Source organism: Roseibaca sp. Y0-43 (genome assembly GCF_020667835.1).
Classification (GTDB): domain Bacteria; phylum Pseudomonadota; class Alphaproteobacteria; order Rhodobacterales; family Rhodobacteraceae; genus Roseinatronobacter.
Genome location: NZ_JAFMPR010000021.1, coordinates 1 through 12,600 on the forward strand (window position 1 = coordinate 1; position 12,600 = coordinate 12,600).

Annotated in this window: 12 protein-coding genes and 1 tRNA gene; 7 read left to right on the top strand and 6 right to left on the bottom strand. The window is 63.2% G+C overall.

All coding sequences use genetic code 11. The features are described 5' to 3' along the window. Positions 1-458 precede the first annotated feature (458 nt). Entirely contained in the window at positions 459-1,343 is an 885-nt protein-coding gene (locus J1C52_RS14620; RefSeq protein WP_227428671.1) for a transglutaminase family protein, read from the bottom strand. A gap of 684 nt (positions 1,344-2,027) precedes the next feature. Further along, a tRNA-Ser gene (locus J1C52_RS14625) sits at positions 2,028-2,109 on the bottom strand. Between the two features lie 176 nt (positions 2,110-2,285). Here J1C52_RS14625 and J1C52_RS14630 point away from each other — a divergent pair. From J1C52_RS14630 to J1C52_RS14640, 3 genes are all read left to right on the top strand, one after another. Beyond that, the gene (locus tag J1C52_RS14630; RefSeq protein WP_227428672.1) at positions 2,286-3,143 is read left to right on the top strand and encodes a hypothetical protein; all 858 of its coding nucleotides are present in this window, start codon (positions 2,286-2,288) and stop codon (positions 3,141-3,143) included. A gap of 296 nt (positions 3,144-3,439) precedes the next feature. Next, positions 3,440-4,048 carry a helix-turn-helix domain-containing protein gene (locus tag J1C52_RS14635; protein WP_227428673.1) on the top strand — a complete coding sequence of 203 codons (609 nt, stop codon included), beginning with the start codon at positions 3,440-3,442 and terminating at the stop codon, positions 4,046-4,048. A 142-nt stretch (positions 4,049-4,190) separates the two neighbouring features. Continuing rightward, positions 4,191-4,598, top strand: coding sequence for a helix-turn-helix domain-containing protein (locus J1C52_RS14640; RefSeq protein ID WP_227428674.1), 408 nt, complete (start codon positions 4,191-4,193; stop codon positions 4,596-4,598). A 152-nt stretch (positions 4,599-4,750) separates the two neighbouring features. On the opposite strand, the gene J1C52_RS14645 is transcribed toward J1C52_RS14640, so the two are convergent. Next, a complete protein-coding gene (locus tag J1C52_RS14645) occupies positions 4,751-6,085 on the bottom strand; it encodes a type II toxin-antitoxin system HipA family toxin (RefSeq protein ID WP_227428675.1) in 1,335 nt (444 codons plus the stop codon). Between the two features lies 1 nt (position 6,086). Then, on the bottom strand, positions 6,087-6,335 hold the full coding sequence (locus J1C52_RS14650) for a helix-turn-helix domain-containing protein (protein ID WP_227428676.1): 249 nt from the start codon (positions 6,333-6,335) through the stop codon (positions 6,087-6,089). A gap of 291 nt (positions 6,336-6,626) precedes the next feature. Here J1C52_RS14650 and J1C52_RS14655 point away from each other — a divergent pair, with 291 nt between their 5' ends. The 3 genes from J1C52_RS14655 (at position 6,627) to J1C52_RS14665 (ending at position 8,889) form a co-directional block, all read left to right on the top strand. Beyond that, a complete protein-coding gene (locus J1C52_RS14655) occupies positions 6,627-6,878 on the top strand; it encodes a helix-turn-helix domain-containing protein (RefSeq protein WP_227428677.1) in 252 nt (83 codons plus the stop codon). Continuing rightward, positions 6,878-8,194 carry a type II toxin-antitoxin system HipA family toxin gene (locus J1C52_RS14660; protein ID WP_227428678.1) on the top strand — a complete coding sequence of 439 codons (1,317 nt, stop codon included), beginning with the start codon at positions 6,878-6,880 and terminating at the stop codon, positions 8,192-8,194. The genes J1C52_RS14655 and J1C52_RS14660 overlap by 1 nt, the downstream gene beginning before the upstream one ends. A gap of 104 nt (positions 8,195-8,298) precedes the next feature. Further along, positions 8,299-8,889, top strand: coding sequence for a class I SAM-dependent methyltransferase (locus J1C52_RS14665; RefSeq protein WP_227428679.1), 591 nt, complete (start codon positions 8,299-8,301; stop codon positions 8,887-8,889). Between the two features lie 29 nt (positions 8,890-8,918). Here J1C52_RS14665 and J1C52_RS14670 read toward each other — a convergent pair whose 3' ends face one another. Further along, a complete protein-coding gene (locus tag J1C52_RS14670; RefSeq protein ID WP_227428680.1) occupies positions 8,919-9,164 on the bottom strand; it encodes a hypothetical protein in 246 nt (81 codons plus the stop codon). Between the two features lie 51 nt (positions 9,165-9,215). Between J1C52_RS14670 and J1C52_RS14675 the strand changes: the two genes are divergently transcribed. Then, positions 9,216-12,065 (top strand): DUF3427 domain-containing protein, encoded by a 2,850-nt coding sequence (locus tag J1C52_RS14675; RefSeq protein WP_227428681.1) that lies wholly within the window; start codon positions 9,216-9,218, stop codon positions 12,063-12,065. 269 nt (positions 12,066-12,334) lie between these two features. On the opposite strand, the gene J1C52_RS14680 is transcribed toward J1C52_RS14675, so the two are convergent. Next, positions 12,335-12,600 (bottom strand): hypothetical protein (locus tag J1C52_RS14680; RefSeq protein WP_227428682.1); only part of this gene is annotated, 266 nt, incomplete at its 5' end.

Below are 12,600 nucleotides of genomic sequence, written 5' to 3' on the forward strand. Positions count from 1 at the left end.
CATGCACTATCCCGATGGCGTCACCAGCCCGTCATCGTGAAAGAGCCGGAAAAATCCAGCTTCCGGCGGTCCAAGGTTGGGGAGCAGTGCAAGGGCCGGAAAAATCCAGCTTCCGGCGGTCCAAGGTTGGGGAGCAGTGCAGAATCAAACTCGCAGACTCTCGTTATGAACGAGGGACCACCGGGGGGCAGGTCAATCGGCAGCTCAGCGCCTCAACAGCAGTTCTCAGCATGATTGGACGCCGGTCAAATCTACAGCAGCGTCTGCCCTACGGAATCGCCGCGTCCGCACCCGCGGCTGCTGTGCACACTTTGCCGACCTTCAATTTGCGTTGCACATAAATCGCACGCCCACAGCGCATATGGCGTTTGACCAGCAGGGCAGCGCTTCTTTTCTTCGATGCCACCGGTTCTCAAGGTGGCTGCCAGCACCGACGCATAATTCCCTGTTTCGCCTCGTCACTCAGAAGAGCCAGCCCCGGCGTCTGCAACATCCACGCGCACATCCATCGACAAGACGTCTGAAGGTCTCCCGTGGAAGCTCCCGCTGATCGGAGCAACTTGCTGGATCCTCCTCGCGACGGCGACAGGAATGAGATTGGTGGAGCCGACCGATCGGTTTGTTGGGTCGAACGGGATCCAGCCCGCTCCGGGAACGAAAACCTCGACCCAGGCGTGAGTGGAACCAGAGTCAGCCGACCCAACATCGTTCCCCAAGGGATTGAACAAATATCCGGAGACGAGCCTAGCCCCGAAGCCCAACGTTCGAACAGCTTCCGCGAACAGTACTGCGAAATCCCGGCAGGATCCCCAACCCCTGTCGAGGGTCTCCAGTGGCCCCTGCGTGCCTTCTGTCTCGCGACTCTGGTAGGAAATCCCGGCCGTAATACCGTTGCCGATATCTTTCAGCAGCGAAAGCGTGTCCGTTGGCCGCGCCATGACAAAGCTCTCGACCCACCGCGACAGCCGGTCAGTTTCGTCCGCATATTGCGGCACAGCCAGCGCGCCGAGATCGGTCCAATCGTCGGGTGAATACACGAAAGGGTACGAAGCCGCAGCGGGGGCAATCGGGAAGACCGGCCAAGTCGGAGCGCGCAATTCCACACGCGCGCATGACCGGATCGAAAGCACCATCGTTTTGGTGTCGAATTGCGCCATCGCGATCGCATTGCCGGAAACGTCGTGGGACCAGTCGATGTGGGCGGCGGGACTGATCTCGAGGTCGAAGGACGTCAGAATGAGATCCCGGGTTTCACGCGGACGGAGCATCAGTCTGTGCGGTCCGAGAAGGACCTCGGTTCCGTATTGGTATTCTGTCGTGTGCGTAATCGTGACGCATGGCATGGATGGACACAGTCAGAAAAAGTGATGCACGCCGCTTCGCGTCCACTTGGGTTGGTGTAAGGTGAGATTTGCGCAATTCACTCAGCTATGGCCAAGAAGGCGACGACGACCAACGCTGAACTCCCTGCCCGAACTCTATAGGATCGGTTTAGTCTGACAAGGTGCTTTGTTGGATATCATGTGTTCGCGGCTCTATGTGCCACTGCTGGCATTTCTTGGACCTGTCCCGTTTCCGTGCCGCGCCAAGTGCTGTGATCGAAGCAAAGAGACGCTGTCAATAGCCCTCGTGTCTCATAATCAAACGAAGACGGCAGTCTTGTCCGCTATGTGATCATTGCTCGAAACCGGGCACTCGCGACGATGTAGACATCGGCCAAATTGCGCTCGATCACGCCTTTCGCTTCATCAAAAACGAAAGTCCGCTCGCCGCCCAGAACATGGTCTAGGTTTGTGTAGAGTTGGTGTGGTTTGAGACGGTGCTGAGTTGATGTGTTCCAAGAGCAAGTTGAGTTACTGTGGGGCAAACGCTATGTTCCACTTGCTGTGGCCAACACATTGATTCCAAACACTGTGTTCAACACAGCTTTTCAGCCCACCCAGCGCCCATCAATACTGTGCGATGAGTGTGCAACGCAGGGAGTAAAAACTGTGCGATGGCTAAGTCATTGTATTTTATAGTTAAAATGGTGCCCGGGGGCGGAATCGAACCACCGACACGAGGATTTTCAATCCCAGATTGTGGATGCAAGATCAGGCGGTTACGGGCGAATTTTCTGTCAAACCCACCACGGAAAATCAGGCACTTAGCGGCCGACTGTCAAACCATTTGCGGGCCCGGAAAGGGGCTTTGGGCGAATGGTGGGGCGGCATTTCACGGCCTGTCAAGCGGTTTGATACGCCGTCACTGACGCGCCGCCGCTTCCCCTTCCCGGGGGCCCGCGCATGAGCTGGAAGATCGCCAATCTCTGCGCCGACCGCATCTTCGGCAGCGCCGCGCGCAAGCAGATCATCATGTTCCTGGCCGACAAGGCGAGCGATGACGGCTCGGGCATCTGGTGTTCCAAGGGCACGATCCAGCGGCACACGGAGCTGGGCGAAAGCACCGTGAAGCGAACGATCAGCGATTTCCTGAAAGAGGGCATCCTGATCGAGACCGGACGCCGTCCCTGCAAGAACGGATTCACGGTGATCTACCGCATCGTGCTCGACCGCGTGATGGCCTTGGAAAGTTCCGCCGAACCCGATGAGGGGACGGGGTCCACAGTGGACCCCGTCCAGCGTGACCCCGGTAGGGGGTCCAGGGTGGACGGGGTACCGGGTCCACGGTGGACCCCAAACCACCCTGAAACCATCCATAAACCACCTACGCGCAAGCGCGCGGAGGCGGCGGTGGATGAAAGGGTTGAAAGGATCTGGGCGGCCTACCCCAAGGACCGGCAGCGCGGGAGGGCTGCGAGTGTGAGCGTGATTGCCGAGGCGCTGGCCGAGGGGATCGACCCGGACGACCTGCTGCGCGCCGTGCAGGCCTATGCGACCGAGAGCGCCGGCTTCACGAGGTCCAAGGTCTGTTTCTCCGACAACTGGTTCGCCGCACGCCGGTGGCGGCGCTTCCTCGAAATGATGGCCGAGGAACGGCAGGCGCGAACGGCGCTGACCGCTGATCACCACGCCAGGCTGGCCGCTTGGGTGCGCGACCGGAGCCCGATGTGCAAGCACATCACCGCTCCGCAGGTGAAGGCACTGATGGCGGCAGGGCTGGTGACCGATGGCCAGCTTCGCGCGGCGGGGTTGGCGGGATGAGCGGCGCGTCCTTTGCAAAATGCGCCGCGCATCGCGTTCCGTGCATGGCGCGTTCTGGACCGTGCGTCCTGTCCCGCGTTGCCTGCGCCGCGCCTTCCGCATCGCGCATCGCGTCCTTTGTGCTGCGTTTCCTACCCCGTGCTGTGCGCATCGCGTTTCCCGCATCGCGTCCCCTGCGCCCTGTCCAGCCGAGCAAACCAATCGAAACTGACTCCAAGCCCCTGACCCGTCTCCGCTGACGCTGGGAGGCGGGGGGCTTGGAGGAAGTTGGCAAGAAATAGGAACGTAAACTTCACATGCGCCACCATCGCAAACTGACCGACGGCGAACGCCACCAGATCATCGAGGCCCGCGCCGGGGGCACCCCTGCCGCCGTGCTGGCCCGCCGCTTCGGCGTCTCGATCCGGACGATCTACAACACGCTGAGCCGGGCCAACGGCGCCCGACCTGCCCTGACCAGAACAATCAGCACCCGGCTGAGTGCGCGCCAGTTGGCCGGGTTTCAGGCCGCACTGGCGCGTCGCGGCATCACCGACCAACCCGCCGCCCTGCGCCGCCTGATGGGGGCAGCCGACATCCTGCTGCGCCCGGTCGATCCGGTCGTGCTGGACCATCTGCAAGCCTGGGGCGCGCAGGTCGCCACCGAAGGCGCTGCGGTCAACCACATCGCCCGCAAACTGAACGAGGCAAAACTGCGCGGCCGCCCTCTGCCCTTCACCGACGAGGACATGACGACGATCCGCACCTTCGCCGGGGGCCTGGTCGAATTCGCCGAGGCGTTTCGCAGTCTGTGGGAGGCACAGCTGGCCAAGAAGGCGCGCGAGGTCGACAAGGCGCTGGAGGGGTTGGGGGCGCAGTCAGAGGCATTCGCCGACGCCAGTCGGCCCGATTTGTCTCGCAAGTAAATCAGAATATTGATTTTTGTGTTACTTGCAGAACAAAAACCGACTGAAGACATAGGGTGGGGGTTGCAACGGAGGGTTGGCTCATCAAATCTTTCGTATCATAAGTAAGACAAAAAAACTTTTCTGACCGAGATGCAGGACAATGACTGCCAGCACGGACAAAGCAGCACGCACCAAGGGGAGCGCGGTTCACCCCTCGATCGCTCGCGGTATCGCGCGGCTTGGGCAGGACATCTCCCGCGCACGCCGGGCACGCCGGATCTCAACAACCGACATGGCGGCGCGCATGGGCGTTGGACGCAGCACGCTGCACCGCCTGGAACAGGGCGATCCGGGCGTCTCGCTGAACACTCTGGCCATGGCCCTTTCGGTTCTGGGGCTTTTCGACCGGCTGGCCGAACTCGTCGATCCGGCATCGGATGAGCTCGGATTGATGCTGGCGGAGAGAACACTTCCGAAAAGGATCACGTCGCGCCGAATGAACGCATCTTCGGAAAACAGCCCAAGTGCGGACGCGAGTGGCGCCGACGACGCGCCTGAGGGATGGTGATGCGGTCAGCGCGAAGTCGTGACCAGTGAAAATTCGCGCCATATTTTAGGGTCCTTACACCCCATCGGTGGCCAGCTTGGCATGGATGCCCGCGATTTCAGCGCTGTCGGCGCGGCAATCGAGACCGAGGATCTGGCGAAGGCCTGCCGCCTCTAGATCGGACTTGGCAGGTCCCGCATCTGCGCCGCACGCTGCATCGCATCGCTTGCAATCGGGTCGCTGACCGCCGCCGGGACCTGATCGCCCACCGCCAGAAGCGCCCGCTCCAGCGCGGGGCCCAGCCGATCGGTCATGTCCTGCAACAGCTCGAGGGCGCGGCCCCTAGGCAGACCCGCCGCGCGGCCCTCGGCCTCGAAGTGGCGGGGCACGATCTCGTCGATGCCATAATGGCCGTCGATCGACATGGCGAGGCGGTAGCGCTTGCGCTGCAAGCGTCCGGCGCGCACGACCGGGGCGACGCTCAGGATGTCATAGAGGGGCGCGAGCGTGAACCGCGCCCGACGCCCCAGACGCAGGCTGAAGTTTTTAGCATGCCCGTCCGAGGCCCCGATCAGGAAGAAGAAGATCTGCGCCCGGAAGAACATCTCCCGATCCTCGATGGGCGTGTCGGATTCCCGCAAAAGCTCCATGATCTGCGCAACACCGGGGCCACCCAGCCGCTGGTATTTCATGGCAGAAGGGTAGCCCAGCGACTGGCAGATGTCCTCTTGCGGCAGGCGTTTCAGGGTGTCGCCGTGCCAGACGCGATCGAACCGCTCGACCGAGAGCACGACCTGCCCGGGCAGGGTGAGCTTTTCGACATGTGCGACAGGCAGGCCGATCTCGCGTGCCAAGGTCATGCAGAACAACTCGTTCTCGACGCTGTCGCTCAGGTCGATCTGCTCGGGTCCGGGAATGATGCCCATGGGCGTCTTGAAGATATGGCTGGTCGGCGTGATGCCGCGCGGCTTGGCCCATTGGCCGTCGATCCGCAGATAGGCCGTCTTTTCCTGCGCGCCGGCGATGGAAATCCGGAAATCCTCGTCTTCACCCAGGGCGAGCGGCGCTGTGGCGAGGTTCTTCAGGTCGGCGGCCATCTCCTCTTCGGAAATTACGCGATACTGCATGTCCTGATCGGACGGGGCCTCGTCCTCCGGCAGGAATTGCAGCGCGCCGACGCAGTCGCGCCCCAGCACGGACAACAGAGAGAACACATCCTTGCCCTGTGCCCCGACACGCGCGGCGATCTTCTCGCGCAGCTCGCCCTCGGCATCGGGCAGGAGGTTGTCGAAGGCGGCGACAACCGGGTCGCCCTGCCATTTGAGCTTGGTCAGCGGCAGGACACTGGCGACCGGAAAAGCGGCCTCGGACGCGAGCCAGCCGGGATCATAGGTGAAGGCAATAGCCCCGTCCGTCGCGCGGGTCAGCGTGCCCACCCGCGCTCTTTCGTACCAGACTGCTGTCTTGCTTTGACGTGTGCGGCGGCCCGCGCGTGCGATGCGTGCCATCCTAGCGCTGCCCTGGGTCGGCTACACGGTCCGTCGCGGACAGTTCCGTGCCGAGGGCCTCGAGAAGGCGAAGATAGACATCGAGGCTGACGGAGACGACGCCGTTCTCGATGTCGGAAATGGTGGATTGCGCGGTGCCCGTCATCTCGCCAAGCTGCTTCTGGCTGATCTTCCGCGCCGCGCGCCGCGCCTTAAGCACGGCCCCGGCTTGGCGCAGGCTTCGGATGGGGTATGCGGGCAGGGTGTCCATGGCCTTTCGATAGTTCAAGGGCGATATTTTGTCAATATAGCCCTAGGGCTATAAGATTCGTATATAGCCCATGGGCTATTTTCCGGTCTCTGCGCGTAGCGAAAATTCATGCCGACCGGCATCAAGCAGCCGTGCTGTACACGGTCGACGATCCACCACCACTTACCCGGCAGAAGGCGAAGACAAACCCATGAAAAATATCCTCGGGATCATAAATTGCAATTATCACTCGCAGAACATATTGACTCCATATGATCCCCCGATCATCTTCGTCGGGAAAGGATTACCCGGATGGATCAGATCGCCCGCACCACCAAGGATCTTGGCCAGACCCTGCGCGCCGCCCGCAAGGCCAAGGGTCTGACGCAGGCCGAGCTTGCCGCCCGCGCGGGCGTCTGGCAGCGCACAGTGTCCAACATCGAGACCGGCGCCAGCGGCGCCAAGGCGGAGACGATCTTCGACCTGCTCGCGGCGCTGGACCTGGAATTGCGGATCATGCCGCGCAGCAAGATGACCCCGCGTGATCTCGAGGACATCTTCTGATGGGGCGCAAGCGCACCTATGCGCCGCTCGACGTCTACATGAACGGCCGCCGCGTGGGGCAATATTTCCGCGCGCCGGACGGGGCCTTCGCCTTCACCTATGCGGCGGAATGGCTGGCCTGGGAGAACACGCTGCCCATCTCGCGCGCCCTGCCCCTGCGGCCCGAGCGCTACACCGGCCCGCCCGTGATCGCGGTTTTCGAGAACCTGTTGCCCGACAGCGACCTCATCCGCCGCCGCGTGGCCGAACGGGTGGGGGCGGATGGTGTGGACGCCTACAGCCTGCTCGCGCGGATCGGGCGCGATTGTGTGGGCGCGCTGCAATTCCTGCCCGAGGGAGAGGTGCCGGGCGATCCCCGCGCGCTGACCGGTGAGCCATTGAGCGACGCCCAGATCGGCACCATGCTGCGGGATCTGGCGCAGACCCCGCTTGGCATCCGGGCCGAGCAGGATTTCCGCATCTCCGTCGCCGGCGCGCAGGAAAAGACGGCGCTTCTGTTCCACGAAGGGCAATGGGTGCTGCCGACCGGCACCGCGCCCACGACACATATCCTGAAGCCCGCCATCGGCCGCCTGCCCAATGGCATGGACCTGACCGACAGCATCGAGAACGAGCACTTCTGCCTACGCTTGCTTGCAGCCTTTGGCTTGCCAGTGGCACGGACCGAGATCGCGGATTTCGAGGGGGCGCGCGCGCTGGTCGTTGAGCGCTTCGACCGGCTGCGCGCCCGGGACGGTCGCCTGATCCGCCTGCCGCAGGAGGATTGCTGCCAGGCGCTGTCCGTGCCCCCGACCCGCAAGTACCAGAACGAGGGCGGCCCAGGGATCGTGGAAATCTGCGATCTGCTGACCGGCAGCGACGAGCCGCAGCGCGACCGGGCGGATTTCCTGAAGGTCGTGATCCTGTTCTGGCTGATCGGGGCGACGGACGGGCACGCGAAGAACTTCAGCATCGCCCTGATGCCCGGCGGGCGTTTCCGCATGACGCCGCTTTACGACGTGCTGACGGTGCAGCCCTCGCTCGATGCGGGGGCGTTGCAGGTCAAGGACATGAAACTCGCCATGCGCGCGGGCAAGGGGCGGCATTACCGCGTCGCAGACATCCACGGGCGGCACTTTGTCGAGACGGCGCTGACTGCGGGGTTCTCGCGGAAACAGGTGGCGGGGGTGTTTGACGACATTCGGGGGCGGGCGGATCGGGCATTTGACGGGGCGATGGCGGAGATGCCGCCGGGGTTTCCAGCGGGGCTGGTGGCCTCAGTCAGGCAGGGGTTCGAGCAGCGCGTGATGCGCCTGATTAATGCGGCGGAGCAATGATGCAAACGACGCAGAAATTGGTGCTCACGACCCCTTTTCATCACCTGGTCAAACCCATGATTTATTGAGAAGATACGGCTGGAAGAGCCAGATCGGACCCCATTTTGACTAATTACTACGAGAGCAACACGAATGCCTTCATCGCGACCACGCGCGACGTCGACATGTCGGATGCCCGGGAGCGGTTTCTGGCAGCTGTGCCTGCGCGGGCGGATGGTCCAGCACGTATTCTCGATGCCGGATCAGGGTCAGGGCGCGATGCGCTGGCTTTCCGCGTCTCAGGCTACGATGTGAAGGCCTTCGATGCCTCGCCCGCCATGGTGGCTGCCACGCAAGCCCATGCGGCAGTCGAGACCCGACTGATGCGTTTCGAGGATTTCGCCTGGGAACATTCGCTCGAAGGCATCTGGGCCTGCGCGTCCCTGCTTCATGTGGCCGTGGTGGACTTGCCCGGCGTCATCGACCGACTGTCCGCCCATCTGGTTCCTGACGGCGCGCTCTACTTGTCATTCAAGCGCGGCACCGGCGAGCGGGTGAAGGACGGACGCCGATTTACCGACATGACTGCGGAAAATCTGGCAGCACTCCTGGACGGATGCGGCGCGTTCAACGAACCTGACTTCTGGGAGAGCCGCGATTGTCGTCCCGGTCGCGCGTCGGAGGTGTGGGTGAATGCAGTGGTGAAAAAGGCGTGACTGGCGGATCGGGTGTTCCTGTTGAGGGGTCACGCAACCCTGCCTGCGCTCTGTGCGATGCCGCCGCCAGCGCCATCGTGGAATGCGACGCCCAGGTCATCCTGATCCGCCAGGGCGCGGGTCTTGCCCTTGCGCCCCGTCGTCATGTCGCCCGCTGGCGGGAGCTTTCCGCCGCAGATCAAGCAGCCCTTGCTGCCAGGATCGGGGCGGCGGAGGCCCTCCTCGAGACCGAGGGCACCACCGCGCGAGTGACGCTGGTCGAGACTGGTGGCCATGTCCACTTGCGCCTTGATCCACCATTGGCGGCACCCGGCCCCTTACCGGGCATGCCCCATGATCGCCCGCTGATCTCGGGCGGTAAAGATGCGCTGCACGCCCATCTGCGCCCCCTGATCGACCGGGCGCGCGCCGTCGATCTGTCCGTGTCCTTCCTAATGACCTCCGGCGTCAGGCTGGTGCTGCCGCATCTGCGCGATCTGCTGGACCGTGGAGGCGAGCTGCGGCTCTTGACCGGCGATTATCTCGGCGTGACGGAACCAGCGGCGCTGCGGCTGATTTCCGACCTCGAGGGCGCGCGCAGGCTGCATGTGTTCCAGGCCGCACAGATCCCGTTCCACCCCAAAGCCTGGATGTTCACCTTCGCAGGCGACGGCGGAGCGCTGATCGTGGGGTCGTCGAACCTGTCCCGGTCGGCGCTGACAGACGGCATCGAATGGAACCTGCGTCATGTCGATCCGGTCGATCCTGCCCCGCTTCTGGCCGCCCGCGCGGCCTTCGCGGCTCTGCTGGCCCGGCCCGAGGTCACAGAGCTGACGCCCGCCTGGATCGACGCCTACGAGGCGCGTCGCATCGCCCCCCTGCCCACGGCCAGCGGCGCACCGATAGAAGCCCCGGAAACCGCCCCCACCCCGCACGAGGTTCAGGCCGAGGCGCTGGCAGCCCTGCGCGCGACCCGGGCGAAGGGTTATGGTGCTGGGCTGGTGGTTTTGGCCACGGGCCTGGGCAAGACATTCCTCGCGGCTTTCGACAGCGCGGATGCGGCCCGCATCCTGTTTGTCGCGCATCGCGAGGAAATCCTGACCCAAGCCATGGCCGCCTTCCGCGCTGTCCGGCCTCGCGCCCGGCTTGGGCGCTACTCAGGTGAGGAAAAGGACGCCGAGGCTGACATCGTCTTCGCCTCTGTCCAGACTCTCGCGCGAAATGCGCATCTGACCCGGTTCGATCCACAGGCCTTTGATTACATCGTCGTCGACGAATTTCACCATGCGGCCGCTGCCACCTATCGGCGGATCATCGACCATTTCCAGCCCGGCTTCCTGCTGGGTCTGACCGCCACGCCCGACCGCAGCGATGGTGGCGACCTGTTGGGCCTTTGCGAAGAAAACCTCGTCTACGAATGCGATCTCTGGTCCGGGATCGACCGGGGGCTGCTGGCCCCCTTCCACTATTTCGGCGTGCCCGATCCGGTCGAATATTCCCAGATCCCGTGGCGCAGCGGGCGGTTCGATGAGGCTGCGCTGACCGAAGCGGTCGCAACCCAGGCCCGCGCCGAAAACGCGCTCGAGCAGCTTGCCAAGCGCGGCGGCACCAAAACGATCGGCTTCTGCGTGTCCCGCCGCCACGCCGATTTCATGGCCGATTTCGCGCAAGCGCGCGGGCTGCGCGCCGTGGCGGTCCATTCGGGCGACACGTCCGCCCCGCGGGCCAGCGCGCTGAAGGCGCTGGAAGATGGCGATCTCGACATCGTCTTTGCTGTCGACATGTTCAACGAGGGTGTCGATGTGCCCTCGATCGACACGGTGCTGATGCTGCGCCCCACTGAGAGCCCAGTGATCTGGCTGCAGCAACTGGGCCGCGGATTGCGCCGGTCAGCGGAGAAAACGCATCTGGCCGTCATCGACTATATCGGCAACCACCGGATATTCCTGACCAAGTTCCGCACGCTTCTCAAGCTGGGCGCAGGCGACGGCGCGTTGCGGCTGGCGCTGGAGCGGCTGACCGACAAGCTGATCCAGTTCCCGGTAGGCTGCGAGGTGACCTATGACCTGCAGGCGCTCGACATACTGCGGTCCCTGATCCGCCAGCCGCGCGACGGCGAGGAACTGGCCGCCTTCTACCGCGATTTTCGCGAGCGCCACGGCACACGGCCCACAGCCTCCGAGGTGCAGAACGCGGGCTTCAACCCCGGCCGCACGGGGCATGCGGGCTGGCTGGGGTTCGTGGCCGACATGGGCGACCTGTACGACGCACAGCGCACCGCCTGGACTGCGCATCGCACGCTTCTGGACGAGATCGAGACGACGCGCATGACCCGCAGCTATAAGATGCTAGTCCTGCGCGCGATGATCGAAGCGGGAGCCTTCCCAGGCCGGATCGCGCTGACTGATCTGGTGGAGCGCGTTGCCCGTCTCGCCCGGCGCAACCCGCAGATCAAAGCGGACCTGAGCGTCGATCCAGACGACGCGCCCCGTATGCGCACACTTCTGATGCAGCAACCGCTGAAGATCCTGGCCGAGACGGACTGGTTCCAGTTGGGCCCAGGCACGTTCGAGACCACGTTTGCCTCAGCCGAGAACGCGGCCCTCACCGCGCTCGCCTCGGAACTCGTCGACTGGCGGCTCCTGCGATACCTTCAGGCGCGGGATGTGACCTACGACCTACCCGGGGCGACCGGCCTGGCGGAAGCCGCCGAAGATGCTGCCCCCGCTCCAATAGCCCCAGCCAAGGGTCTGACCCTCTGGCAGGAATACCAGCGCGACCAGATCGCGCCGCATTTCGGGGCGGTCTTCAACACGGGGTCTTGGAACGCCGGTATCGTGGTCCTGAAGGGCGTGCGGGCGATGATCCTTCTGGTAACGATGGACAAGGGCAGCATGTCCGTTGGCAGCCATTACGCCGACCAATTCGCGAGCCCCACGCGCTTTGTCTGGCAAACCCAGACCAGCACACGCCGCGACGACATGCGCGGTCGCATAATTTCTGGCGTCGGGCCCGGCTGGACGGTTCACCTGTTCCTGCGCAAATCGAAACTGCGCGATGGGCGCGCAGCTCCGTTCCGCTATGCTGGCCCGGTGCAGTTCGCAGGCTGGGAGGGGGATGCGCCGATAACGGTGCAATGGGATATTGCCGAGCCGGTGCCGCAGCAGCTGAGGGAGTTGTATGGCGTTCAGGGTTGATGGCGGCGATCGAAATGGCGGAGACCACAGCTTCGCTGCGGTTGCAAGGTCCAGACAAGTTGTTGTGCAAATCACCTATACCTCCTTGAGAGGTGGTAGTTTCCAACGATAGGGCCACGCGGTATGGTTGTGCGAAGAATGAAATGATGAACGAGGCTTGGAGAGTGACGGAAGGAAGGAACTTAACTCAACTGATTATCGAGGGCGACGCCGCCAGACGCCTCATCCCGGTAATTCTCGACCTCGAGCACAAAGATAGAAAGCGAGACCTAGGCAGATTTTTGGCTCAACTGCATAATTCGGGAGAGATCGCTCTGCTCTCGAGCGACAACCTTGAGGCCATACGCCGGCTTGAGCACAATGAATTTTGGATGATTTTCAGCGTATTGTCTGACGCAATTGAGCATGTGACAGATGACTATTCCGCCGTTCAGCGGCTTGCAGGGGAATCGCGTTTGGAACTGAGGGAGTGAGCATCTGCCCTTGCGGATGACGACGGGATCGATTCTGGATGGGGGATTCATGTCCTGGAGCC

Excerpts from the sequence above, each read along its gene's own strand:
- J1C52_RS14620 (WP_227428671.1), bottom strand. The coding sequence starts at position 1,343 with ATGCCATGCGTCACGATTACGCACACGACAGAATACCAATACGGAACC.
- J1C52_RS14630 (WP_227428672.1), top strand. The coding sequence starts at position 2,286 with ATGAGCTGGAAGATCGCCAATCTCTGCGCCGACCGCATCTTCGGCAGC.
- J1C52_RS14635 (WP_227428673.1), top strand. The coding sequence starts at position 3,440 with ATGCGCCACCATCGCAAACTGACCGACGGCGAACGCCACCAGATCATC.
- J1C52_RS14640 (WP_227428674.1), top strand. The coding sequence starts at position 4,191 with ATGACTGCCAGCACGGACAAAGCAGCACGCACCAAGGGGAGCGCGGTT.
- J1C52_RS14645 (WP_227428675.1), bottom strand. The coding sequence starts at position 6,085 with ATGGCACGCATCGCACGCGCGGGCCGCCGCACACGTCAAAGCAAGACA.
- J1C52_RS14650 (WP_227428676.1), bottom strand. The coding sequence starts at position 6,335 with ATGGACACCCTGCCCGCATACCCCATCCGAAGCCTGCGCCAAGCCGGG.
- J1C52_RS14655 (WP_227428677.1), top strand. The coding sequence starts at position 6,627 with ATGGATCAGATCGCCCGCACCACCAAGGATCTTGGCCAGACCCTGCGC.
- J1C52_RS14660 (WP_227428678.1), top strand. The coding sequence starts at position 6,878 with ATGGGGCGCAAGCGCACCTATGCGCCGCTCGACGTCTACATGAACGGC.
- J1C52_RS14670 (WP_227428680.1), bottom strand. The coding sequence starts at position 9,164 with ATGGCCACCAGTCTCGACCAGCGTCACTCGCGCGGTGGTGCCCTCGGT.
- J1C52_RS14675 (WP_227428681.1), top strand. The coding sequence starts at position 9,216 with ATGCCCCATGATCGCCCGCTGATCTCGGGCGGTAAAGATGCGCTGCAC.